Below are 25,249 nucleotides of genomic sequence, written 5' to 3'. Positions count from 1 at the left end.
GTCCTTATGAGTCCGGGCTGGTGACGAGTTCGAGGAGACGGGTAGTCCCCAGCCTGCCGGACCCCCGGTGGGCACAGGCCGCCAGGTCACTGCAGGCCACCGGGGCGGCGCACGCCGTCGGGTGGGCGCGGGCGGCCGCCACCAGTTCCTTGCTGTGCCGGTGCTGGGGGTTGGCGAAGAAGTCGGCAGTGCCGGCCAGCTCCACCAGGGCACCCTGGTACAGCACGGCCACCCTGTGGCTCATGTACCGGATGACGTTCATGTCGTGGGAGATCATGATCAGCGAAAGCCGGCGGTCCCGGTGCAGGCGCAGCAGCAGGTCCAGGACCTTCCGCTGCGTCACGGCGTCCAGCGCGGACGTTGCCTCGTCGCAGATCAGCACCGCCGGGTCCAGCAGCAGCGCCCGGGCGATCGTCAGCCGCTGCAGCTGGCCCCCTGAACACTGGCTCGGGTACCTGTCCAGCATGCCGGGTTCCAGCTCAACGTCCCGGACGGCCTGGTGGATGCGGTCCCGGCGTTCGTCAGCCGTGCACGCCCGCTGCCGTCGCAGCGGGGCTTCCAGGCTGGCGAACAGTTTCATCCGGGGATCGAAGGCGTCGTGCGGTTCCTGGAAGACCAGCTGCACCTCGGTGCCGGGGACGCCGGAACCGGCGCCGCCGTCGTCGTTCCTGCCGTCCGCCCTGGACAGTGTCCGGGCGATGCTGCCCCGGTCCGGGGCCTCGACGTCCACCAGCAGCCGGGCAAGCGTGCTCTTCCCGGAGCCGGACTGGCCGAGGACGCCGAGGATCTCGCCTTCCCGGAGGCTCAGCGAGACGTTGTCCAAGGCCGGGCGGGCGCCGCGCCCTTTGGCGAACCGCTTGGTGACGCCGTGCAGGGCCAGGATGTCGCGGGACGGTCCGGGCTCCCCCGCCGCGGCAATACGGCGGCGGGTGAGGGCGCACGCCTCCAGAAGCTCCCTGGCGCATGCGGTCCGGGGCGCGCCGAGGACGGTCCTGGCCGGGCCTTCCTCCTGGACGCAACCGGCATCCATCACCACCACCCGGTCGGCGAACGCGGAGACGGTGGCGAGGTCGTGGGTGATGTAGAGGACACCGAGCCCGTGCCGGCGCCGCTGGTTGTCGATCAGTTCCAGGATCTGCCGCTCCAGTACCTTGTCCAGTGCGGAGGTCGGCTCGTCGGCGAGCAGCAGCTCCGGCTGTCCCGCCATTGCCACGGCCAGCATGGCCCGCTGCGCCATCCCGCCGGACAGCTGGTGCGGATAGGCCCTGGCAATCCGCGCGGGATCGTCGAATCCTGCGTCGGCCAGCAGCCCCAGCGCCTGCTCCCTGGCCTGGCGGCCGCGCAGCCCCCGGTGCAGCTTCAGCGGTTCGGCCAGGTGGCTGCCAATGGTCATGCGGGGGTTGAACATCCGCTTGGGCTGCTGGTACAGCATCCCGATCCGGCCGCCGCGCAGGCGGTTGAGCTCCGCGCCGCTGGCGCGCAGCAGGTCCGTCCCGCCCAGGCTGATGGACCCCGACCCGGCCTGGATCTGCGGCGGCAGCAGTCCCAGGACGGCCAGCGCGGTCATCGTCTTGCCGCTTCCGGAGGCCCCCACCAGGGCAACGAACTCGCCCGGAGCCACGGACAGGCCGACGCCGGAAAGCACCGGGCGGGAAGCCGGCGCCCGGACGCTGAGGTGCAGGTCCTCGATGAGCAGGCCCTCAGGCATGGGTGGCCTCCGGTGCAGGGGCAGTGGCCAGCAGCAGCCGGCTGCTGGACATGCGCGCCAGATGCTGGCCTATGAGGGTGACGCACAGTGCCACGGTGAAGATCACCAGGCCGGGCGCGAGGATGGTCATCGGCGACCTCACGGCGTAGGGCTGGGCGGCGGCGAGCATGGAGCCCCAGTCGGACTGCGGGGGCTGCACCCCCAGGCCCAGGTAGGACAGGGCTCCGACGCTGATCAGGAACTGCCCGAACCGGAGCGTGGCCTGCCCCAGCAGCGGCCCTGCCAGGTGCGGCAGGATGTGCCGCCGCACAGTGAACCACGGCGAGCAGCCCAGCACACGGGCCGCCTCGATGAAGCCGCGGGCGGAGACGTCGTAGGCCAGCGCCCGTGCAAGCCGCGCGAAGGGTGTCCAGCCCGTGACGGTCAGGGCCAGCAGCAGGGCGGGATACCCCGCCCCCAGCGCGGCCACCAGGAACAGCGCCACCACCATTTCCGGCATGGCCAGGAGGATGTCGTTGGTGCGGGTGAAGAACTCGTCCAGCCAGCCCCGCCGCCGGGCGCTGAGCACGCCGATCGCCGTGCCAATGACCGCAGTGAGCACCGTGGCGAGGGCGGCGATGGTCAGGGAGAAGCGGCCGCCGTCGAGCAGCCGGCTCAGGGTGTCGCGGCCCAGGTGGTCGGTGCCCAGCCAGTGGGTTGCGGTGGGCGCGGACAGCCGGGAGGCAAGGTCCTGCTCCGCCGGCGGATAGGGCGCGATCCAGCCGGCCAGGGCCACGGACAGCACCACAACGGCCAGGATGCAGGCGGCAAGCCTGATGTGAAGGGGAAGTTTACGCATGGCGCAGCCTGACCTGGGGGTTGAGGAGTCCGTGGACCAAATCCGCCGCCGTAGTCAGCAGGACAGCCAGCCCCACAACCACCACCACGGCCCCCTGCGCCAGCGGAATGTCGCTGTTCAGGACGCCGTCGAACAGCAGGCGCCCCATGCCTGGGATCGCGAAGATGACCTCGATGATGACGGATCCGCCCAGCAGGCCTGCGAACCACACGGCCGCCAGCGTGGTGAGGGGCAGCAGGCCGTTGGGGATCACGTGCTTCCGGACCGTATGGAAGTAGCTCAGTCCCCTGCCCCGTGCAGCGGTGACATGCTCGGCGCCCAGCGCATCCAGCATTCCTTCGCGCACGGCGGACGTGAAATGGCTCGCCGGACGCAGGGCGAGGACCGCCACGGGCAGCACCGCCGACGTCGGGCCTTCCCACCCGGCCGACGGCAGAACGGACAGTTCGAGCGCGAAGACCAGCACGAGCATCGGCGCCAGCCAGTATTCCGGCATGGCGATGAACGCCTGGGAGACGGCGGTGATGGCCTTGTCGGCCGCGCGGCCCTCGTTCAGGGCAGCGGCGATGCCGAGGATCACCGCTATCAGCGCGGCCACCGCGAGCGTCATGACCACCAGGCTGAGCGTGACCCAGAGGGCGGGCAGCACCTGGTCCGCCACGGGCGTGCGGCTGGTGTAGGACAGGCCCATGTCGCCGCTGGCGAAGCGCCCGAGCCAGCGCAGGTACTGCGTCCACAGGGGATCCTGGAGTCCCAGCTGGGCGCTTAGTGCCTGGACGGCGGAGTCGTCGATCGCGTCGCCGGCCACCCGCGAGCGGATGATCTTGCGCACCGGGTCGCCCGGAGTGACGTAGGGGATGAGGAACACCACGAAAGATGCCAGAAGAACGGCGACCACCAGGGCCGCCGTTCTCCTGGCGAGGAACAGCATCATGCGGAACCCAGCACTTTGGGTCCTGTACAGCGGAGCGTCACGATCCGGACTTGGCCGTTTCGGCCCGGAGCACGTAGCGCGCCAGCGGGTCCTGGACGTGCGCCTGCAGGTCGGTGCGGACGGCGTCGATGGCCTGCTCATTGACCAGCCACACGTTCACGGCCTGGTCCTGGAGGATCTGGCCGGCTTCGGCATACAGCTTGTAGCGAGCCTCGGCGTCGGCCGTCGTGGCTGCCTGGGCGATCTTCTTGTCGTACTCGGCGTTGCAGAAGTGGCTGAGGTTGTAGGTGCCGTCGCAGGTGTAGTCAGCGGTGAGGAAGCCGATGGGGTCGGCGATGTCGATCAGGCGGTTGCGCTGGCTCAGCACCATGTCGTAGTTGCCGGACAGCAGGTCCGGTTCGACGGCGGCGTATTCCTTGGTCTGGATCTTCACCGGGACGCCCACGGCCTTCAGGTTCTCCTGGATGACGGTGGCAACGTCTGCGAACTCGGCGCGCTCCACGATGGCGATGATCTCCAGCGGCCGGCTGGCAGTGTAGCCGGCGGAGGCCAGCAGCTTCTTGGCGGCGTCAACGTCCTGCTTCGGCGTCTGCGCACCCTCGATGGCCCACGGCTCCGACGGCGCGAAGGGCCCGCTGGCCGGGATCGCCGCGCCCTCGTAGACGCTGGCGGCGAGCGCATCCAGATCAAGGGCCGAGCGGACCGCCTTGCGGAACTCGACGTCATCGAACGGGGCCTTGCCGTTGTTCATGTACAGCGTGGCGGTCCGCGGCGAATCCGCCTTCAGGACCTTCACCTTGGAGTCCGACTCCAGCGCGGCCAGGCCGGAGACCGGGATGGACAGGGACACGTCCGCCTCGCCGGTCTGGACCTGGGCGGTGCGGGTGGCGCCGTCGGTGATGAACCGGATCTCGGCGCCGGCGAGCTTCACCTGGCCGCCCCAGTAGTCCTCGTTGCGGTCCAGGGTCAGGGACTGCTTCGGCTTCTCGGACACGGGCGTGAACGGGCCGGTGCAGTGGCCGAAGGGATCGACGGTGTCGCCCTTGAACGCGGCCGGCGACAGCACGCCGGTGTTCACGCTCGCGAGCCGGTAGGGCACCAGCGGGCTCTCGGTCGGGGTGGTCACGCGGACCGTGTGGTCGTCGATGGCCTTGACCGCCTTGACCACCTTCGGGCTGAAGGCGCGGGCGGGCACCTCGGCGTCGAGGACGTTCTGCAGCGAGGTCACCACCGCCTTGGCGTCGAGCGCGGCACCGTCCTGGAACTTGACGCCCTCGCGGAGGGTGAAGTCCCATTCGAGATCGGAAACCTGCTTCCACTCCGTGGCGAGCGACGGCACGATCTTTCCCTGGGTCTCGTCGTAGCGTGTCAGGGTCTCGAGGCACCCGGACAGGGACAGAATGTAGGCGGCGTCGCTCTCCAGAGCCCAGTCCGCCACGGGTGCCCGGAAGTTGTCCACGACGATCCGCTGGTCAAGGTCGGCCGCTTGGCTGGATTTGCCGGCTTCGCCGCTGAAGCCGCAGGCGGACAGGGAGAGAAGCGCCACGAGTCCCACGGACACGGACAGCGGGAATGAGGAGCGCACCGGTAAACCACCTAGATATGAATGCCTGCACACGGGGCAGGCGGAAAGCGAAAGGCCGACAAGAGCCATGCTGAGTGTAGGCTAACCTAACTTCACCGTCCAAAGCGGCGGTGAAAGGCGCGCGTCATATCGGGACTTCCGTTACGCCTCGACCCGCCCAGCTGACTCGCAGGTGGGCAAGCGCGTCAGTAGTTGCGGCGGTGCCTGAGTCTGGGGAGTACGACGGCGAACACGCCCGCGGCTGCGAACCCCAGTACCCCGGTGGCCGTCACGCCGGCGCCGAGGGAGGCCGCGGCCGTCACCGCGGAGAGAAGCACGGGGCCGCCGGTGGTGCCGGCGTCGGCCATGAACCGCCAGAGGCCCAGGAACTGCCCGCGGCCGCGGTCGGGTGAGAAGTCGGCGCCCAGCGTCATCACCAGGCCGGAGCTGATCCCGTTGCCGAAGCCAATCAGCAGGGCAACGAGCAGCAGGCTGGTGAACCCGCCGGTCAGCGGGATCAGCACCAGCGCCACACCCATGATCAGCGTGGACGGGATGGCCACCCACTGCCGCCCGCGCCGGTCCATCACCTTGCCCGCCGGATAGAAGACCAGCATGTCGATCGCCCCGGAGAGCCCGTAGACCAGTGAGGCATGTGTCGGGTCGAGGCCCAGGTGGTCGGCCCACAGCGGGATCACCACCTGGCGGGAGGCGCGGAGGGCACTCAGCAGCAGAATGCCGATTCCGGCAGTCAGGAAAACTCCCGCGTGCGAGACGGCCACGCCCCGCAGGGTGGGCTCCGGACCGGTCCTGGCGGAGGACCCGTCCACGGCCACCAGATCAGGGACGGTGACGGCGAGCACGGCTGCAGCGGCCATGCCGGCCACGCCCACCCAGTACGCGCCGCTGATACCGACGAAAGCGATGGCGGCGGCGCCGATGAACGGACCGATGAACGTGCCGATGCGGCTCACGCCGCCCAGCGTGGACAGGGCACGGGCGCGGAATTCAACCGGCACGGCCTCGGTGAGGTACTTCTGCCGGGCCAGGCTGAAGACGGCCGCGGACATCCCGACGACGGCCATCGCCACCGCGAGCAGCCAGAGTCCGTTGCCAATCACCAGGGACACTCCGGCGGCGAGCAGCGCCAGCGCCCCGCCGGCGGCCGCGCCCACGATGGACCAGCGTTCGCCGAACTTCAGGGTGATCATGGAGGCCGGCAGGTTGAAGAACCACGAGCCCAGGCCGATGAGCGTGACGATCAATGCGGCCACGGCAACGGACGCGCCCAGTTCACGGGCGGACAGCGCCACCACCGGCAGGATGGCCCCCTGGCCGATGCTGAACAGGAGCGCAGGTCCGAAGGCCGGAACAGCGATGCCGCGGAGGCTGAACGGCGGCGGGCTGTCGGGCGGAGTCATCCCCATCATCGTAGGCGCGGCCCCGGCCTGCACCCGGGAAACGGGGGCTTCACGAGGCCAGAATCACAAACAATTTGATCTACAGCGTCACGGGTTTCCGCCAGACCTTGGCGAAATTACTAAGTGTGCTTAGCCTTGAGTCAGGGCGAGGCGCGCGGACCCCAACTGGACATCGAGTATGGTTCGGAAAACTGAACAGCCGCAGGAGTGATCATGGAAGTCTGGCCGGGCAGCGCGTATCCACTGGGTGCGACCTTTGACGGGATGGGGACAAACTTCGCCCTCTTCAGCGAGGCGGCCACCGCCGTCGAGCTGTGTTTGATAGCCGGTGACGGCACCGAAACACGCGTGGAGCTCCTCGAGGCGGACGGGTATGTGTGGCACTGCTACCTGCCCCAGATCCAGCCCGGGCAGAAGTACGGGTACCGGATTCACGGCCCATACGACCCAGCCAAGGGGCAGCGCTGCAACCCGAACAAGCTCCTTTTGGACCCCTATGCCAAGGCCGTCGCCGGGCAGGTGCACTGGCACCCGGCGATGTTCTCCTACAATTTCGGCGACCCCTCTTCCCGCAACAACCAGGATTCGGCGCCGCACACCATGCTGGGCGTGGTGATCAACCCGTTCTTCGACTGGGCCGGGGACCGGCCACCCCGGATCCCCTACCACCGTTCCGTCATCTACGAGGCGCACGTCAAGGGGCTCACGGAGCTGCACCCCGAGGTGCCCAAGGAGCAGCGCGGCACCTTTGCGGGTGTCGCCCATCCAGCCGTCATTGCGCACCTGCAGCGGCTGGGCATCACGGCCATCGAGCTGATGCCGGTGCACCAGTTCGTCAACGACGGCATCCTGCAGGAGAAGGGCCTGAGCAACTACTGGGGCTATAACACCATCGGCTTCTTTGCTCCGCAGAACACCTACAGCTCGATCGGCCAGATGGGCCAGCAGGTCCAGGATTTCAAGGCGATGGTCCGCTCTCTGCACCGTGCGGGGATCGAGGTGATTCTCGACGTCGTCTATAACCACACGGCGGAAGGGAACCATCTGGGCCCCACCATGAGCTTCAAGGGGATCGACAACGCCGCGTATTACCGGCTCCTGGAGGGCGACAAGCAGTACTACGTCGACTACACGGGTACTGGAAATACCTTGAACGTGCGGCACCCGCACTCCCTGCAGCTGCTGATGGATTCGCTGCGGTATTGGGTCACCGAGATGCACGTGGACGGGTTCCGCTTTGATCTCGCCGCCGCGTTGGCCAGGGAATTTTACGACGTCGACCGGCTCTCCACGTTCTTCGAACTGGTGCAGCAGGACCCGATCGTGTCGCAGGTGAAGCTGATTGCCGAGCCGTGGGACGTCGGGCCGGGCGGGTACCAGGTGGGCAATTTCCCGCCGCAGTGGACGGAGTGGAACGGCAAGTACCGTGACACGGTGCGCGATTTCTGGCGCGGCGAGCCGGCCACGCTGGGTGAGTTCGCGTCGCGGCTGACCGGGTCCGCTGACCTGTACGAGCGGTCGGGGCGTCGCCCGGTGGCGTCGATCAACTTCGTGACCGCACACGACGGCTTCACACTGCGGGACCTGGTCTCCTACAACGAGAAGCACAACGACGCCAACGGAGAGGGCAACCGCGACGGCGAATCGCACAACCGCTCGTGGAACTGCGGTGTGGAGGGACCGACGACGGACCCCCAGGTGCTGGCGCTCAGGGCCCGGCAGCAACGGAACTTCATCGCCACCATGCTGCTGTCGCAGGGCGTGCCGATGATCCTGCACGGCGACGAGCTCGGCCGCACGCAGCAGGGCAACAACAACGTGTACTGCCAGGATTCCAGGCTCAGCTGGGTCAACTGGGACGCCGTCGACATGCCGCTCATGGATTTCACGGCCGCGGTGAACCGGCTGCGCGCCAAGCACCCCACGTTCCGCCGCAGCACCTTCTTCGACGGCAGGCCGGTGCGGCGCGGCAAGGGCGAGAAGCTGCCGGATATCGTGTGGCTGAACGAGGACGGCATGGAGATGCTCCCCGAGGACTGGGGCCGGGGCTTCGGCCGGACCATCGGCGTGTTTCTCAACGGTGACGGCATCCAGGGCCGGGACGACCGCGGCCGCCGCATCACGGACGTGAACTTCCTGCTGTACTTCAACGCGCACGACGACGACATCAAATTCGCGCTCCCGGCCAGTGAGTTTGCCGAGGCCTGGGACATGGTGATCAACACCGCCGGGACCGGAGTGGAACACGGACCCATCGACGCCGGCTCGGTGCTGAAGGTGGCCGCGAAGTCCATGGCGGTGCTCCGCGCCCGGGACCTGACACAGCCCGAACCCAACCTCTCCGTAGCCCCCGGACTCCAATCCCCCGGCCCCGCCTGACCCCTCCTCACCTCCCGCCGCCTCACCCCCAACCCCTCCTCACCTCCCGCCGCCTCACCCCAACCCTTCCTCACCTCCCGCCGCCTCACCCCCAACCCTTCCTCACCTCCCGCCGCCTCACCCCCAACCCTTCCTCACCTCCCGCCGCCCGACCGGCCCGCGTCAAAGCAGGTCACGCGGAAATCACCCGGCCGAAACCAGCCGGCAATGTGGCAGACCCATCCTGAAAGAGCGCCAATGGCGCATCACGATCGAAGCACCAACGGCGTCAGGATGGAGCCCTCATGCACGATTCAGCCGCGACCGACGGCGCGGCCCGTCGCATCATCGACTGCCGCAACCTCTCCCCCGGCGACAAAATTGAAGCTCACTACAACGGCCAGCTTTTCTAGGTGGGAACGGTGACGGAAACCGTGCCGGTCCTTGGCATGTTCTGGATTCTCGAGGCCGGGACCGGGACCCGGAAGCTCCTTGATCCACTGGCCCTGCTCGTGGTGCGGCGGACGGCCGCCGACACCGCCGCGGGCACCGCCGGCGGTCCAAATGCCATAGCAGGTCAGTGACGTTTGCCACGGCCGGCATCGGTAGGTATTTTTACTGTCACAGCAATCTTCCGGGCGGCATTCAGGTAAAACTGAGGTCTCGCCGTCGTACTCCGGATGATTTGCGGTACGAGCGTCTCTCCTGCCTTGCCCGCCGGAAACTTCGGAGCAACATCGATGAGCCGCCGCCGACCGCCGGGGCTGTCCCGGCGGCCACTTCATATTTGGGGGACGCACACACCATGACCGTATCCAAATGGGTCGCCGCCGGTTCGTCAGCAGCCGTGTTCGCCGGCGGGCTCTTCCTCGCGGCCCCCACTGCTTCCGCGGCACCGGGAGACCCCGCGTGTGTGCAGGCGTCCACCCAGTTTGAGGCTGCCCTCTCTGCGGCCGGCATCACCGAAACCACAATTGCCGATCTCGAGTCCAAGGCCGCAATCGCGGCGGACGCCGAGGCGAGCTATCTCGCGATGGTCGAAGCAGCCGGGGCAGTCCCCGCCGCCGAACTCGCTACTGCCCAGGCAGCGCTGGACGACGCCATCGCAGCGACCGCTGCCGCCGAAGCTGCAGAGGAAGAGGCCGAAGAATCGGGCGATCCGGCCGCAATAACTGCCGCCCAGGACGACACGGCAGCGGCCGAGGATGCCGAGGACGCAGCCCGGCAGGCCGTGACGGACCTGACAGCGGCGTACGACGCAGCCATCAACACGCCGGAGATCATCGCAGCCCAGGACGCCTTCAACTCAGCGGCGGCCGACTTCGATGCCGCGCTGGCCGCGGTCTCGCTCGATGAAGCTTCCGCCGCCGGCCTCGCGGGCCTCTTCGAGGCGTTCCTCGCAGCCTGCAATCCGGACTCCACCGAGATTGATCCGGTGACGCCGCCGGTGTCGGCACCGGTCACTGCGCCGGGAAGCCCGACGCCGGCCCTCCCCAATGCGGTCAACGAGGCTCCCGCCGGAGGTGGCAGCGCGTTAGCCGTCACGAACAAGGGCCTCAACGTGCAGACCGCGGCAGAAGCCGAGCCGGGCGTCCACCCCGGGCTGGCACTCCTCGCAGGGCTTCTGGCGGCGGGCATCGGCGTGCCCGCAGCCGTCGCTTTGAGGATGCGCCGCCTGGAGCGCAGCCGCAACTAGGCAGTTCACCTTGGAACCGCAGACGACGGCCAGCCGGCGCCAGCCCATCCGGCGGCGCTGGCTTGCCGTGCCCGCCAGTGCTGCCGCGGGCCTGGCAGCCGCTCTCTTCCTGGCGCCGTCGAACGCTGTTCCCCCAAGTGGCGGCAGCACCGTCGTCGTTCCTTCAGCGGTTTCTTCAGCGGTGGGTTCCCCGAGTGCCGCGCCCGTTGCCCGCAAGGCAACGCGGCCGCTGGCGTCGGCGCCGACGGCGGTGTCGGTCGACGCCGTCGACCTGGACGTGCGGGTCCTGCCGCTGACGCCGAGTGCAGACGAGCTGGCTTCGGAGTCGCTCGTTCCGCCGCTGACTCTCGACGCGTACTGGCTGACCAGCTACGGCGTGCCGGGTGCCGGATCGACCAATACGACATACATCGTGGGGCACAGCTGGGACGGCCGGGACGCCCCGTTTAACCGGCTCAGTGACAAGTCGCTCGTGGGCAAGGCGGTCACGGTCACCACTGCGAAGGGCACGCTGAGGTACCTGGTGGATTCGGTGACGACGCACGACAAGAACACGCTCAAGGACAGCGACATCTGGAACGTCGTTCCCAACCGCGTGGTGCTGATCAGCTGCTACACGGAGGACCCCTGGGGCAAGAACGTGGTGGTCACGGCTTCCCCCGCTCCGTAGCAACGCTTCCTCAGCTTTCGTCGCTTCACGCCCGACGCTTCCTCAGCTTTCGTCGCTTCACGCCCGACGCTCCCTCACCTGACGTGGGCTTTCTGGCCGAGGGAGGAGCCCCGCCGTCGTCGAAATGAAAGCGAGCAGCAGGAAGTGGCGCCGTGAAGCGGAAACACCTCGCCGTCGTCGGGCTGTTCACTCTTGCTGCTGCCCTGATGGTCGCTCCGCCGGAGCCGACGACGGCGGCCTGGACGCTGCCGCAGGGTGCTCAAGGGACGTTCACGGCCGGAACAGTCCTGCCGCCGACGTCACTCATGTGCACCGCGGGTGGTCTCCTTACAAAGGCTGCTTTTTCTTGGACAGCTCCGGTTAGCGGCGGCCTCACAAGGACCGAGTACCAGTGGACGCTCACTCCCCAGGGGGGAACAGCCTCATTGCCCAACCGCTTACCCGCATCGGCCACGGAGCTCACTGTCGACGCCGGCGTTCTCGACCTGGGCATCAGCACTGTTTCCTTGGTGGCTATAGGTCCGGGTGGCTGGAGATCAGTCGCAGTTGAGGGGACCGTCTCCCGAGTCTCGTTGATTGGCATTCCCGTGGCATCAGGTTGCAGCACTTGAGCAGCAAATCTTCCTTCGTCGAGGAGACGACGAGGGCCGGGCGCACTAAGCCCCGGCCCTCGAAAAGAAATTACTCGGGGCGCGCGCTCAGGAACCTGTCCAGCGCAGGAAGGTCGTCTGTGTTGATGTGGTCGACGCCGGCATCGAGCAGTTCGGTCCACATCGCATCGCGCGCCGCGCCTGGCTGGTCGGGCGTCGCCCAGAACCGTACCCGGTGCCCGTTGGCGTGGGCCGTTTCCACGTACGCGCGCAGCCTGGCGCGCTCTGCCTCCGGCATCGGCCCGACACCCTGCCACGTGAACAGCTTGGTCCAGTTGTCGCTGACCAGCGGCATCAGCCCGGCCGGCATCCCCGAAGCCAGGTCTGCCGACCGGCCGTCGTAGAAGCCAAACCGCTTGTCCGCTGCCTGCATCGTGGCGAGCGGGCGGTTGCCGCTGACGACTGCCGTGACCGGCCCGGCCGAAACTCTGCCGTTGGCGTAGCTGGTCATGAACGCAGGGTGCTCAGCCAGTTCCTTCTCGACAGCCGCATAGGTCGTTTCGCCGTCGCTCTTGATGTCGATCAGCAGCTGCAGGCTGCCGTCCCAACCTGGGTAAACGCTGTGGCCCTGCTGGCGCACGAGCTTGTCCAGCGGGTCCAGGTAGAGGCTTTCGAGGGTAACACCGGCCCGCGCATCCGCGAGGTCGTGCGCCACCCGGAGCTCGCCGTCCACCAGCCAGACGTCAGCCTCCACACTGGTGAAACCGTGCTCCAGCGCGTCCAGCAGCGGCCGGTCGTGCTCGTAGTCGTTATGCGCGTGCGCTGCGGAATGCGGCTCCCCTAGCACGACGGCGGCATCCGGCGCCGCGGTGGATGGCGCCGCGATTCCGGCGAGTGCCGTTAGGGCGACGAGGGCGGTGACGGTGCTCTTGAGCAGCACAGGGTTCTCCTTCAGTGCGGTTGGGGACGCGGCCGCACTTCCCGGATGGGGAACGTCCGACGGCGTGCCCACCACCCTGCCTGCCGGCAGCTAACGCTTGCCCACCGTCGCCTGACGCCCCGGTGAACAGGACATGTCGTGCGCCGAAAACCATCGTCCCGTGACCCTTGATCTCGACAGGCTCGATCAAAAGTGAGGAAGGGTCCGGAAAGACCCGACGAGAGGTGAGGAAGGGTCCGGAAAGACACGACGAGAGGTGAGGAAGGGTCCGGGAAAACCCGACGAAAGGTGAGGAAGCGTCTCGGGTTAGCCGACGTGGATGCCGGGGCGACGGGCGGGGTCGGGCTCGTTTTCGCGGATGATCTCGCGGACCACGGGGGCGGTGTCGCCGCGGCCCAGGAGCAGGTAGCGCATCAGGTGGGCCAGGGGGTTGCCTTCGGCCCACTCGAAGTACGCGTGCGGCCGGACACCGGTGGCGTCGCGCAGGGCAAGCAAAATGGCCGCGATCGCGTTGGGCGCAGCGGGGCTGTCGGTGCGGAGGACGCGGTGCCCGTCCACCTCCACGCCCCTCACCGTGAGCACGTCACTGAATCCGGAGGGGTCCGTGACGTCGACCTCCAGGAACATCACGTCGGCTGTGCCGGGAACGGGGTTGTTCTCCCGCTGCGCCGCTTCCTTCTCTGCGTACTCGGCGGCGTCCCGGGCCTGCGGGCGGTTGGCGATCAGGTTGATCCGCCCGTCGTACTCAATCGTGTCCGTGATGAAGCGGCGCGCGGTCTCGTCGAACTCGATCCGGTCCACCCGCAGCTCGGTGGTCCGCGAGACACGGGACACCAGTGAGACCACCACGATGCCCAGGATGAACAACCCGGAGATAGCCAGGCCGTCCGGCTTCTCGATCACGTTCTCCGCCAGGGCGTAGAGCATCACGAGCGTCAGGACGGTGAAGCCGACGGCGGCACCGCGATTCTTCTTGCGCGCGGCGGAGATGCTCACGGCCACCGCTCCGGAGACCATCATGAACAGGATCCCGGTGGCGTACGCGCCGGCCTGGGCGTTGACGTCGGCCTTGAAACCGATGGTGATGAGGATGCTGATGGCGGTGTAGACCAGGACCACGGGCCGCACCGCGCGGGACCAGTCCGGAGCCATGCCGTAGGACGGCAGGTACCGGGGCACGATGTTGATCAGCCCGGCCATCGCGGACGCGCCGGCGAACCACAGGATGAGGATGCTGCTGATGTCGTAGACGGACCCGAAGCCGTTGCCGAGCCGCTCGTGCGCCAGGTAGGCCAAAGCACGGCCATTCGCCGGCCCTCCCTCCTGGAATGCCTCGGCCGGGATCAGCACGGTGGTCACGAAGCTGCTGCCGATCAGGTACACGCTCATCACCACGGCCGCCGTCGTGAGGAGCTTGCGCGTGTTGCGGATCCGGTTCCGCAGCATCTCCTCCGGCGTGGACCCTGAGGCGGAAACCAACGGCATCATGCTGACGCCGGTTTCAAAGCCTGAGAGTCCCAGCACCAGCAGCGGAAACGCGAGGATCGCAGGCCCGGCGATATTGCCAAAGCCGCCGCCAAAGGACCCCAGTGAAGACATCCACGCGGCGACGGCACCCGGCTGGGTGACGGCGTCGTAAATTCCGGTGCCGATGATGACGGCGTTCAGCAGCAGGAAGACGCCCACCAGCGGAATGGCCACGGCCACCGCCTCGGAGAAGCCCAGCAGGAACACCCCGCCCAGGATCAGCAGCATCACCACGGTGATGGGAACCGCCTGGCCCTCGAGGAACGGCGGGAGATACGGGTTCTCCAGCATGTGCACGGTGGCGTCGGCGGCGGACAGGGTGATGGTGATGATCCACGACGTCGCCACGAACCCCAGCAGCACCAGCACGAACACCTTCCCGCGCCAGAACGGCAGCAGGTTCTCGAGCATGGCCACGGACCCCTGCCCGTGCGGGCTCTCGTGCGCCACCCGCCGGTACATCGGCAGCATGCCCAGCAGCGTCAGGGCCACGATCAGCAGCGTGGCCAGCGGCGACAGGGCCCCGGCGGCGAGCGCGGCGATGCCGGGAAGGTAGGACAGCGTGGAGAAGTAATCCACGCCGGTCAGGCACATGACCTTCCACCAGCTCTGCTGGTGCCCGGTGCCTTCCTCGGACTCCGGCCCCACCGGCTGGTGCACCTTGTGCTCGAGCAGCCACCGCGTGAGCGCACCGCCGGGGCCGTTTTCCCGCTCTGGGTTGGGCACGCTGGCCGGAACGGAGTATTGGGCTGGTGCGGTCATGAAGTGTCTTTCTGGTCTGAGTAAGGTCCGCCGTCGGGCCGCGGGAGGGGCGTCCGACGGCGGGGGCTACTTCGTTGCTCTGATGAGCCGGTAGATCATGTAGCCGGTTGCGCCGATCCCGAGGATCAGCCACAGCAACGGGGCGCTTTGGGTCAGCATGGCAGGACACGGCCTTGCGTGCTTGAGGTGGCCACGGGGTCCTTCGATTCACATGGGCAGTTTGCTGATGACCACGGGAGCCTAGCATCGGCCGGATTACGAAAAGCGCCAAAGCCGGGGATCTTAACGCTTTCTTAACGCCTCGTCCTTCACACCGGCCACAGGGATTTCCCCGGTGGTAGCGTGACGCGTATGCGCGACATTCCTGCCCCGAAGGCCCGGCCTGCGGGCAGGAACGCCCGGCCTCCAGGCAAGAGACTCCGGCCGGCAGCGAAAACTGCCAGGCTCGCAGCCAAATCGGCAGCGAAGACAGCCAAAGCGTCTGCCAGGACAGACCGGAAAGCGGCCGGAACGGACCGCGGGTTCGGCGGGCTGTGGCCCGGGGGTTCCAAAGTCTTCCCGCGCATCCTCAACGTCTTCGCACCACAGCACCCCGCCCAGGTGATCGTGCTCGGGTTCGCCGGTGCGGTCGCCCTCGGCACAATCCTGCTCATGCTGCCCATCGCGCGGAACGGCCCCGACGGCGCCCCGTTCCTCGATGCCCTGTTCACCTCCACGTCGTCCGTGTGCGTCACCGGGCTGATCACCGTCGATACTCCGGTGTACTGGAGCGGGTTCGGCAAGGTGGTGATCATGGCCCTGATCCAGATCGGCGGGTTCGGCGTCATGTCCTTCGGCACGCTGCTGGGGGTGCTCATGGCCCGCCGGCTGGGCCTGCGCTCACGGCTCTCGGCGGCCGCGGAGACCAAGAGCAACGGATTCGGCGACGTGCGCCGGGTGCTGCTCGGGGTGCTGGCCATCAGCCTCACCGTGGAGACTGTGCTCGCGGGGATGCTGGCCGCCAGGCTGGTCGCGGGCTACGGCTATGAGCCCGGGCGTGCGCTGTGGCACGGCGTCTTCCACGCGGTGTCCTCATTCAACAACGCAGGATTCGCCCTGCACACGGACAACCTCATCGGCTTCGCCGGGGACCCGTGGATCTGCCTGCCCATCGCGGCCGCGGTGATCATCGGCGGCCTCGGCTTCCCGGTGCTCTTCGAGCTGCGCCGGCAGTACCAGCGGCCCATCCACTGGAGCATGAACACCAAGCTGGTCCTCGTTGGAACGGCAGCGCTCCTCACGGCAGGCACCGTCTTCCTCACCGCCGTCGAATGGTCCAACCCTGCCACCCTCGGCGCCCTCAAGCCGGGCGAACGCGTCCTGGCCGGCTTCTTCCAGTCCGTCATCACCCGCACCGCCGGATTCAACAGCGTCGACATCGGGCAGATGCACGAGGTGTCCTGGCTCGGCATGGACATCCTGATGTTCATCGGCGGCGGCCCGGCCGGCACCGCGGGCGGCCTGAAGATCACCACGTTCAGCGTGCTGTTCTTCATCCTCCTGACGGAACTGCAGGGCGGCACGGCCGTGAACATCTTCGGCAAGCGGCTCTCCCGCGCCGTGCACCGGCAGGCCATCGCCGTGGTGCTGCTGGCCATCGCGCTGGTGGTGGGCTCCACGATGTTCCTGATGATCATCACCGATTTCGGCCAGGAGCGGATCCTGTTCGAGGTGATCTCCGCGTTCGCCACGGTGGGCCTGTCCACCGGCATCACGGCCGCCATGCCGCCGGCCGGCCAGGTGGTGCTGATCCTGCTCATGTTCATCGGCCGCTTGGGCCCGGTGACTCTGGGCGCCGCACTGGCCCTCCGCGAACGCCCGCTTCTATACGAATACCCGAAGGAAAGGCCCCTCATTGGCTAAGAACTTCTTCTCCCGTTCCCCCGAATCCGCGGCACAGGCGGATTCGGTGGTGGTCATCGGACTTGGCCGCTTCGGCGGCTCGCTGGCGCTGGAGCTCGAGGCCCAGGGCACCGAGGTGCTGGGCATCGACTCCAGCGAGGACACCGTGCAGTCCTACAACGGCCGGCTCACCCACGTGGTCCGGGCGGACTCCACCAAGGAGGAGGTGCTCCGCCAGCTCTCCGTCCACGAGTTCGACCGCGCCGTGGTGGGCATCGGCAGCGACATCGAGGCGAGCATCCTGACGACGTCGCGCCTGCTGACGTTCAAGAAGCCGCAGATCTGGGCCAAGGCCATCAGCGAACCGCACGCCGAGATCCTCAACCAGCTCGGCGTGGACCACGTGATCCGCCCCGAGCACGACATGGGCAAGCGCGTGGCCCACCTGGTCCGGGGCTCACTGCTGGACTACGTCGAGTTCGAGGACGACTTCGTGATGATCCGCACCAGCCCGCCCACCGAGGCCCGCGACCGTCCACTGGGCGTGCTGGGGCTGCGCGACAAGTACGGCATCACCATCGTGGCGGTCAAGCGCCCCGGCGGCATCTGGGGCCACACCACCGCGCAGACCGTCCTGTACGACGACGACCAGATCATCGTGCAGGGCAGCAAGACGCAGGCGGAGCGGTTCAGCAACATGCCGTAGGTTTTGCCGGCTACCGCGTGGCCGGCGCCTCAATGAAGACCACCTGGCTCAGGTTTCTGACCGGGCGCCGCCTCCGGGCGGCAGGCTTGCCGACGGCGTTGGCCGGGTTCCCGGCGTCGGACTTCACTTTCGCGGCACCTGTGGAATGCCCGACGGCGTTCGCCGCCTTTCCGGCGGGGACGCGGCGCACGCTGAGCTGCTCAAGATCCAGCAGCCGGCGGGCGCCGGTCCGGGCGTCGATGATCCAGAACAGGTCGATGTCCCGGAGTGTGCTGCTCACGGTCCCCCGGTGCGCCAGCCGTCCACGGTGCCAGGCCTCGACCTCGTCGCCCACCGCCAGCTCCGCGCTGGACTGCACTTCAGGCGTCAAATGTTCGTTCACGGCCGGTCCACCTCCCTTGGAATGTTGATGGAACCAGCCTGCACCACGATGTTTTCCAAAACGTTTCATGTGAGGTCGCGTTGTGTGTCTGCGCTGTTACCGGCTCTGCCAGCGAGCGCACCTCGTAAACTGATGCCCCGCTGACGGGGAATAAGACCGCCGGAAAATATGTGGGTCAATAACACGCAGGAAATGGACTTAAGCCCGAAATCGAGAAAACTGCGCCAATCTTGATCGTTTCCTGCGGCATTCTTAGCTTGAGTGTCTTCAGTTAAGGAAATATTCGTTAATCGCCACCAAGAGCCCTCCCCTTTTATGGACGCGAACCCTATGCATGGACAGTAACGGCCTAATTCCCCACTAGGGAATCTGCCCGCTGACTGGCAGCTAAAGCCTCCTGTGCGTGGCCGAGCCGCTGGTGGATATTCGCCAAAATACGCCATGGCGTCTCCAGGGTGGGGTCCAGCGAGGCCGCGTGCTCCAAGTCGGCGATGGCTTCGGCGGGACGGCCCAGGCCGAACTGCGCCACACCGCGGTGGACGTAGAGGGCCGTCGAATACGGGGCGTCGGCGACCAGCGCATCCAGCAGGTCTTTGGCCGCAGGAACGTCGCCGCTGTAAAGGTAGCCGAGCGCCAAGGCGGTGCCCGCCTCCTGGGAACCGGGCGTCCGTTCCCGGGCGAGCCTTCCCCATTCCACGGCGTACCGGGCCGCCTCCCGGTCGCCCGCCGTTGCCGGGCCGGCGAACGCCTGGGCTGCGAGCAGCGCGGTGTCGCTGTCCCATGGCCGAAACTGCCGGGCCTGCACAAATGCCTGCTGCGCACCGGCGTTGTTCCCCGCAGCTGCCGCCCGGACTCCGGCACCCATGGGCCATTCAGCGAGGGCAGCGGGAACGGCAACGGCCAGCGCCGCGAGGACCAGCACCACGCCCGCCAGTCGCGGAACCGCACGCATTTTCCAGGCAGCATAGGCCGGGATGAACCGGTTGCCGGCTCCGGCGGGGGTCCCGACGTCGGACCCCACCAGGCCCCCGCAGAGGAAGGCAACAAGGCCCGTGGTCCCGATCGAGGTGAAGTGGGTGAGGAGGGCCAGCGCGTAGGCTGCGAGAGTCACCAGCACCACCGTGAGGTACCGGCGGTCCGCCGCCACCGGGGTCTCCTGCAACCGCCGGATCACAGCAATCACCGACACGGCGATCAAAGCCAGAACGAGCACCAGCAGCGGAAATCCGCCTGCGGCCAGCGCCTGCAGCGGCCAACTGTGCGGCGAGTCAGCAGGAAAGCTGTCGCCCACAGTCCGTGCCCATTCCCCGTTCACGTACGCGGGAAACGCGTCCACGAAACCGCTCGGACCTACGCCCGAGACAGAATGGTCGGCGATCAGCCCGAGGGTCCGGTCCCACAGCAGCCACCGGCCATCCACCGTTCCGGCCGACAGTAGCCGATCCCTGGCGGCGGGAACCAGAAGCACGACGACGGCGATGCCCGCCGCGGCGGCCGCGGCTCCGGCGGCGATCTTCAGCGGGGACCAGGACCTGCCCGCCATCCACGTGAAGGCGGCGAACAGCGCCACGACCAGGAGGGCCGCCAGCGCAGCACGGGACCCGGAAAGCACAGCAACTCCGGCGCCGGCCAGCAGGCCCGCACGGCACAGCCAACCCTGCCAGGTGTTGCCCGGCCCGCCTTGCGCAGCCAGGACACCGGCAATCACGCAACCGGCCAGGCCTTGGTCGGTTGCGTTGCCCAGCGTCGCTCCCGGCCTGACGTCCTCAGCGCCGCCTAGAGGGCGCAGACCGGCGCCTTCCAGCGCGGCAATGACGAACAAGGCGATGCCCGCAACGGCCAGGGACAGGCTGAGCAGCGTGCGCCGGGGAGCGCCTGCGGAACCTCCCAGAACCTTGGCACCGGTAGCGAAAACCGCCACGTACACAGCCAGTGTCAGCAGGCCTTCATAACGGGGCCAGCGTCCCGAGATACTCGCAAGAGGCGTGTCGGAGAGCAGCATCGCGACGGCGATCCACAGCACGCAAGCTGCCGTTACTGCCTTCACTGCCAGCGGGAGGCGCGCACCCACGGGCGACAGCAGGCCGGCGAGGACCGCGAGAATGACCACCACGAGCTTGACCCATACAAAGCGGAACAGTCCGCCGGGCTGGAAGGCCAGGAGAGAGGCGGCCATCAGGATGATGCAGGCCCCGGGAAGACGGGAGATGGCTCGTTCCATGCGCAGCCTGCAGCCTTTCCCCCGAAATTGTTCGTAACCAACAATAGCCGCTCCTGGGTACTGACTTTCCACGGTCACTTTCTACGGACCGGTGACCGCAATATATAAATTCAGGATGTTACACAATCGTTGGACAAACCCTATTCCACAGTTAGACTGAGGCGTTCTTTGACAATTTAAAGTGACGGCCGCGCCGTTTGCTGACCCATGGGGGGATAAAAATGCTCGCTAAGAGCGGGCGATTCCGTTTGCGAATCGCATTGTTATTATCGGTACTCTCGGCGCTCATAGTCACGGGGTTGGCACCAGCCAACGCGGTGGACCTGTCCGACGCCTCGATCAGCGGAAAGGTAACGGCGCCGGCGGGCGTTGACCTCGCTTCGACGCAGGTCTACGCACACACCGCCAGCGGCTATTCGTACACCGGCTACAGCCAGGTCAATGAGGACGGCACCTACGCGATCAACGGACTGCCGGCAGGAACCTACAAAATTCAGTTCAGTGGTTCCAACTACTCCGGTGCCCTTGAACAGTGGCATGCCGGAGCTTCCTCGTTCGAGACTGCCACCACTGTTACCCTTGCGGCCGGACAGACGCTCACAGGAATTAATGCCAGCCTGGTCAAGGGTGCCACCATCAGCGGCCGGATCACCGGGCCCAGCGGCGTGGATATCGGTTCTGTCGGGGTATCTGTCCAAAGCACCGGCGACGACTGGTTCTCCGCGTATGGGTCGGTCAACCAGGATGGAAGCTACTCGGTGCGCGGCCTGCCTTCAGGCAGCTTCAAGATCCAGTTTGCCGGCGGAAACTCCGGCGCTGTTACCCAGTGGCATGCGGCGGCGACGTCCTTCGACACAGCCACCCCCGTCACGTTGACGGCTGGCCAGGATCTGACCGGTATCAATGCGGCCCTTGTGCGGGGCGCGTCCATTAGCGGCACCGTTACGGTTCCTGCCGGCGCCGACGCGAGCCAGGTGCATGTGGAGGCCCGGGACATCAACGGCAACACCGCAGGCTATTCCAGCATCAGTTCCGAGGGAACCTACAGCCTCCGCGGCCTGCGGGCGGGCAGCTACAAGGTTCTGTTTTCCTCTTATGGCACCGGCCTGCTGCAGCAGTGGTACCCTGGCGCCTCATCTTTCGACACCGCCACTGCGGTCACCGTCGCGGCAGGCCAGGACAAGACGGGAATCGGCGCATCCCTCGTCACGGGCGGTTCAGTCAGCGGAAAGGTCACCGCCCCCGCCGGAATCGACCTTTCGCTGGTTCACGCCACGGTGTACGAGGCCGCCGGACCAAACCCCAACTACGTCGGATCCTCGTCAGTGAACGCCGACGGCACCTACAAGGTGGACGGACTCAACACTGGAAATTACAAGGTGCAGTTCCTCGGCACCAACAGCGGCCTGCTGGAGCACTGGTACAACGGGGCGGCATCGTTTGGAACGGCCACTGCCGTTGCCGTCACGGCGGGACAAAACCACGCCGGGGTCGATGCTGCACTGGTGAAAGGCGCGTCCATCACCGGAAAGGTTTCTTCAGCCCCAGGCGTCAACCTTTCTGGAGTATGGATCTACCTCTATGATTCGGAAACTATGTCCTGGGCCGGGGGGATGCAGCCCAGCCCTGACGGTTCCTACCAGTTCGCAGGCCTCGCGGCAGGCTCGTACAAGATCCAGTTCAGCACGGGCAGCTCCGGAGCACTCGGGCAGTGGTACGGCGGTGCAGTTGCGGCATCTGCCGCCACACCCGTCGCAGTCAGCAGCAGCCAGGATCTGACACTGCCCGACACTGTGCTCATCAAGGGTGCAACCATCTCCGGCAAAGTCACTGCGCCCGCAGGCGTTGACCTTTCCGCCGTCTCCGTCTACGCGTACAACTCCAAGGGCAGCTTGTCCTACCCCGGCTACACCAACGTGCAGCCCGACGGCAGCTACAAGCTCGCCGGTCTCCCCCAAGGCGATTACGCCATTTCGTTCTCGGGCTACAATTCCGGGGCCCTGGACCAGTGGCACGCGAATGCCACCTCCCGGGAATCGGCCACCGTACTGCCTGTCGCCTCGGGTCAGGACGTCACCGGCATCAACGCGACCCTGGTAAAGGGTGCAAGCATCAGCGGCAAAGTCACCGTCCCGGTAGGGGTCACCCTGTCCGGGGTGTCCGTGTCCGCCAGCGGAGAGGGCAGCCCCTACGGCACGTACGCGAGCGTGAACGCCGACGGCACCTACAAAGTGAAGGGCCTCCCGGCTGGCAGCTACAAGGTCAAGTTCTCCAACTACAACTCCGGGGCACTGGACGAGTGGTACAACAACGTGCAGACCGAGGCCGCTGCCACGCCCGTTGTCCTGGCAGCAGGCCAGGACAAGACGGCGGTTGATGCGACGCTTGCGAAGGGAGCGACCATCGGCGGCAAGGTCACCCTGCCCGCGGGCGTGAACGGCTTTGCCGTCAGCGTCGGCCTCTTCAAGGCAGCCGATGGCGAATCGGTTAGTTCTGTCCAGCTCAACAGCGACGGCACCTATGCGCTGCGCGGAGTCCCGGCAGGCAGCTACAAACTCCGGTTCGCCGGATACAGCAACGCTGGTGTGCTGGCCAGGTGGTACACCAATGCCACTTCGCTGGCCACCGCCACTCCGGTGACAGTCACCGACGGCCAGACCCTCACGGCCATCAACGCCGCCCTCGTCAAGGGCGGTGCCATCAGCGGCCAGATCACGGCTCCGGCGGGGACGCGACTGACGGCGTCGGAAATCGTCGCCACGAAGACCGGAACCATCGATGATTCTTCCGTTCACGGTTGGGTCAATACAGACGGAACCTACAGCATCGTCGGACTCGAAACGGGCACCTACAAGCTGCGCTTCCTCGGCGGCCAGAGCGGCGCCGAGGACCTCTGGTACGGAGGAACAACAGCCGCCACCGCCAATTCCGTCGCGGTGACCGCGGGCCAGACTGTCGCCGGCGCGAACATGACGGTTGTTAAGGGGGCGACCATCAGCGGCAACGTCTCCGGGGCAAGTGGCCAGCCCGGCTACCTGCTCAGCGTCCTGGATTCAGCCGGCAAGCTGGTCAAAAACGGCTACTCGGATGAGGCCGGCAACTACAGCGTGGTCGGCCTCGCTGCGGGTTCCTACAAGGTGGCGTTCAACCGCTCCAGCGGGTTCACCCAGGACGAGGCGCAGTACTACCAGAACCAGCCGGAATCCGCCGGCGCGGGGCAGGCACAGTCCATCCCGGTCACCTCCGGGCAGACAGTGCCCAACATCAACGCCAGCCTCACAGCCGGCGGCTCCGTGACCGGCACCGTGCTGGACAAGGCTGGCAAGCCGGTGGGCAATGCCCAGATTCAGGCCTACACGCCGGACGGCTCGCTGGTTACCCGCAGCGCGGGCACCAGTGCCACCGGCAAGTACACCCTGAACGGTCTTACCTCCGGCAGCTACATCATCAAGGTGCACGGAGCCTTGTCCGGACGCGGTGACCTCTACTCCGGCAACAAGACCGCGGAGGCCACGGCAACCAAGGTCAGCGTGGTCAGGGGCAGCGCCACAACGCACGACCTGTCCTACGCGGCAGTAGTGGAGACCCTCACCGCCCCCACCCCCACCGTCAAGGGAACGGCCAAGGTGGGCTACACGCTGACGGGGGCTCCCGGAACCTGGGGACCCGCAGGTGTCACATTGAAGTACCAGTGGAAGGCCAACGGCGTCGACATCACCGGCGCCACCACCACCGCCTTCAAGCTGACGGCGGCACAGGTCGGCAAGACACTGACCTTCAGCGTGACGGGCACCAAGGCCGGCTACACCACGGCAACCAAGACCTCCGCCGCCACCGGCACGGTCATGGCACTCAACCCCGTCCTCACTGCGCCGACTCCCAAGATCACCGGAACGGCCAAGGTGGGCTACGCGCTGACCGCAGTTCCGGGAGCCTGGGGACCGGCACCCATCACCCTGAAGTACCAGTGGAAGGCCAACGGGATCGTCATCGCCGGCGCCACGGCCAGCACCTACAAGCCGTCCGCGGCGGTGGTCGGCAAGACCATCAGCGTCACGGTCACCGGCAGCAAGGCCGGCTACAACACCGCGGCCAAGACGTCGGCACTCACCGCACGGGTCGCCGTCGGAACCCTTGCCGCACCGGTTCCCAAAGTCACGGGAACCGCAAAGGTGGGCTACACGCTGACCGCAGTTCCCGGAGCCTGGGGACCTGCTCCGGTCACCCTGAAGTATCAGTGGAAAGCGAACGGGGTCGCTGTCACCGGTGCCACCGCCAGCACCTATAAGCCGGCTGCGGCCGTGATCGGCAAGACCATCAGCGTGACCGTCACCGGCTCCAAGGCGGGCTTCACGACGGCGGCCAGGACGTCGGCACTCACCGCGAGGGTCGCCGTCGGGACCCTGACGGCACCGGTTCCGGTGATCAGCGGCGCTGTCAGGGTGGGGGCCGCCCTCACTGCGGCAGGTGCTTGGGGGCCGGCTCCGGTCACCCTGAAGTACCACTGGAAGGCGAACGGCCTTGCCATCACGGGCGCCACGGCAGCCACGTACACGCCGACAACAGCGGTGCTCGGCAAGACCCTGACGGTCACTGTGACGGGTTCCAAGGCCGGCTTCACCACGGTCACCAAAACCAGCGCGGTATCGGTCAAGGTGGCGGTTGGCGTGCTGACGGCGCCCGTGCCCACCATCTCGGGTTCGCCAACAGCGGGATCGGTCCTCACGGTTGTTCCCGGGGCGTGGGGGCCGGCGCCGGTCACGCTGAAGTACCAGTGGTACCTCAACGGCATGCCTCTTTCCGGGGCCACCGGAACCACCTATACGCCGATGCTTCCCGGAGACGCGATAAGCGTCAGAGTCACGGGCTCCAAGCCCGGCTTCACGACGGCGGAGATACCCTCCGCCCCGACGCCGACAATCACGGTGCGCTAGCCGGCTCCGGTGGGCTAACCGCCGTCGAACGGCACGAACGCGGCAGGGCCGCTGCAACTCCACACGGGGTTGCAGCGGCCCTGCCGTTTTGCGGCATGCCCCTCCCGGGGGAACGGG

Annotated in this window: 16 protein-coding genes; 7 read left to right on the top strand and 9 right to left on the bottom strand. The window is 67.1% G+C overall.

Annotated features, from left to right (window positions below; translation table 11 throughout):
• Positions 1 to 4 precede the first annotated feature (4 nt).
• The 5 genes from ARGLB_RS15130 to ARGLB_RS15110 all read right to left on the bottom strand — a co-directional run bounded on the left by ARGLB_RS15130 (position 5) and on the right by ARGLB_RS15110 (position 6,465).
• Complete coding sequence (locus tag ARGLB_RS15130; RefSeq protein ID WP_003804103.1) at positions 5 to 1,708, bottom strand: ATP-binding cassette domain-containing protein; 1,704 nt, start codon at positions 1,706 to 1,708, stop codon at positions 5 to 7.
• Complete coding sequence (locus tag ARGLB_RS15125; protein WP_003804102.1) at positions 1,701 to 2,546, bottom strand: ABC transporter permease; 846 nt, start codon at positions 2,544 to 2,546, stop codon at positions 1,701 to 1,703. Before ARGLB_RS15125 ends, ARGLB_RS15130 begins: the two co-directional genes overlap by 8 nt.
• Positions 2,539 to 3,480 carry an ABC transporter permease gene (locus ARGLB_RS15120; protein WP_043419320.1) on the bottom strand — a complete coding sequence of 314 codons (942 nt, stop codon included), beginning with the start codon at positions 3,478 to 3,480 and terminating at the stop codon, positions 2,539 to 2,541. The genes ARGLB_RS15125 and ARGLB_RS15120 overlap by 8 nt, the downstream gene beginning before the upstream one ends.
• Positions 3,481 to 3,517: 37 nt before the next feature.
• A complete protein-coding gene (locus tag ARGLB_RS15115) occupies positions 3,518 to 5,065 on the bottom strand; it encodes an ABC transporter substrate-binding protein (RefSeq protein ID WP_003804100.1) in 1,548 nt (515 codons plus the stop codon).
• A gap of 185 nt (positions 5,066 to 5,250) precedes the next feature.
• The gene (locus ARGLB_RS15110) at positions 5,251 to 6,465 is read right to left on the bottom strand and encodes an MFS transporter (RefSeq protein ID WP_003804099.1); all 1,215 of its coding nucleotides are present in this window, start codon (positions 6,463 to 6,465) and stop codon (positions 5,251 to 5,253) included.
• 213 nt (positions 6,466 to 6,678) lie between these two features.
• Here ARGLB_RS15110 and glgX point away from each other — a divergent pair, with 213 nt between their 5' ends.
• The 4 genes from glgX to ARGLB_RS15090 all read left to right on the top strand — a co-directional run bounded on the left by glgX (position 6,679) and on the right by ARGLB_RS15090 (position 11,189).
• On the top strand, positions 6,679 to 8,844 hold the full coding sequence (gene glgX, locus ARGLB_RS15105; RefSeq protein WP_003804097.1) for a glycogen debranching protein GlgX: 2,166 nt from the start codon (positions 6,679 to 6,681) through the stop codon (positions 8,842 to 8,844).
• Positions 8,845 to 9,245: 401 nt separating this feature from the next.
• The gene (locus ARGLB_RS23665; RefSeq protein ID WP_003804095.1) at positions 9,246 to 9,407 is read left to right on the top strand and encodes a hypothetical protein; all 162 of its coding nucleotides are present in this window, start codon (positions 9,246 to 9,248) and stop codon (positions 9,405 to 9,407) included.
• Between the two features lie 221 nt (positions 9,408 to 9,628).
• Positions 9,629 to 10,519, top strand: a complete 891-nt coding sequence (locus ARGLB_RS22505; RefSeq protein WP_050934376.1) for a hypothetical protein — start codon at positions 9,629 to 9,631, stop codon at positions 10,517 to 10,519.
• A 10-nt stretch (positions 10,520 to 10,529) separates the two neighbouring features.
• Positions 10,530 to 11,189, top strand: a complete 660-nt coding sequence (locus ARGLB_RS15090) for a class F sortase (RefSeq protein WP_003804091.1) — start codon at positions 10,530 to 10,532, stop codon at positions 11,187 to 11,189.
• A 681-nt stretch (positions 11,190 to 11,870) separates the two neighbouring features.
• Here ARGLB_RS15090 and ARGLB_RS15085 read toward each other — a convergent pair.
• Positions 11,871 to 12,719 (bottom strand): phosphatidylinositol-specific phospholipase C/glycerophosphodiester phosphodiesterase family protein, encoded by an 849-nt coding sequence (locus ARGLB_RS15085; RefSeq protein ID WP_003804086.1) that lies wholly within the window; start codon positions 12,717 to 12,719, stop codon positions 11,871 to 11,873.
• A gap of 306 nt (positions 12,720 to 13,025) precedes the next feature.
• Complete coding sequence (locus ARGLB_RS15080; protein ID WP_003804084.1) at positions 13,026 to 15,008, bottom strand: APC family permease; 1,983 nt, start codon at positions 15,006 to 15,008, stop codon at positions 13,026 to 13,028.
• A 351-nt stretch (positions 15,009 to 15,359) separates the two neighbouring features.
• Between ARGLB_RS15080 and ARGLB_RS15075 the strand changes: the two genes are divergently transcribed.
• Both ARGLB_RS15075 and ARGLB_RS15070 read left to right on the top strand, forming a co-directional pair.
• A complete protein-coding gene (locus tag ARGLB_RS15075) occupies positions 15,360 to 16,910 on the top strand; it encodes a TrkH family potassium uptake protein (RefSeq protein WP_003804082.1) in 1,551 nt (516 codons plus the stop codon).
• Positions 16,903 to 17,595 carry a potassium channel family protein gene (locus tag ARGLB_RS15070; protein ID WP_003804080.1) on the top strand — a complete coding sequence of 231 codons (693 nt, stop codon included), beginning with the start codon at positions 16,903 to 16,905 and terminating at the stop codon, positions 17,593 to 17,595. The genes ARGLB_RS15075 and ARGLB_RS15070 overlap by 8 nt, the downstream gene beginning before the upstream one ends.
• Positions 17,596 to 17,605: 10 nt before the next feature.
• On the opposite strand, the gene ARGLB_RS23660 is transcribed toward ARGLB_RS15070, so the two are convergent.
• Together ARGLB_RS23660 and ARGLB_RS15060 are read right to left on the bottom strand one after the other, a co-directional pair.
• Positions 17,606 to 17,977, bottom strand: coding sequence for a hypothetical protein (locus ARGLB_RS23660; RefSeq protein WP_003804077.1), 372 nt, complete (start codon positions 17,975 to 17,977; stop codon positions 17,606 to 17,608).
• Between the two features lie 349 nt (positions 17,978 to 18,326).
• Positions 18,327 to 20,198 carry an O-antigen ligase family protein gene (locus ARGLB_RS15060; protein WP_003804075.1) on the bottom strand — a complete coding sequence of 624 codons (1,872 nt, stop codon included), beginning with the start codon at positions 20,196 to 20,198 and terminating at the stop codon, positions 18,327 to 18,329.
• 299 nt (positions 20,199 to 20,497) lie between these two features.
• On the opposite strand from ARGLB_RS15060, the gene ARGLB_RS23655 reads away from it, so the two are divergent.
• Positions 20,498 to 25,132 (top strand): beta strand repeat-containing protein, encoded by a 4,635-nt coding sequence (locus ARGLB_RS23655; RefSeq protein WP_175305004.1) that lies wholly within the window; start codon positions 20,498 to 20,500, stop codon positions 25,130 to 25,132.
• Positions 25,133 to 25,249: the final 117 nt, after the last annotated feature.

The organism is Arthrobacter globiformis NBRC 12137 (assembly GCF_000238915.1).
Lineage (GTDB): Bacteria > Actinomycetota > Actinomycetes > Actinomycetales > Micrococcaceae > Arthrobacter > Arthrobacter globiformis.
This window is presented reverse-complemented; position numbering and strand designations above follow the sequence as displayed.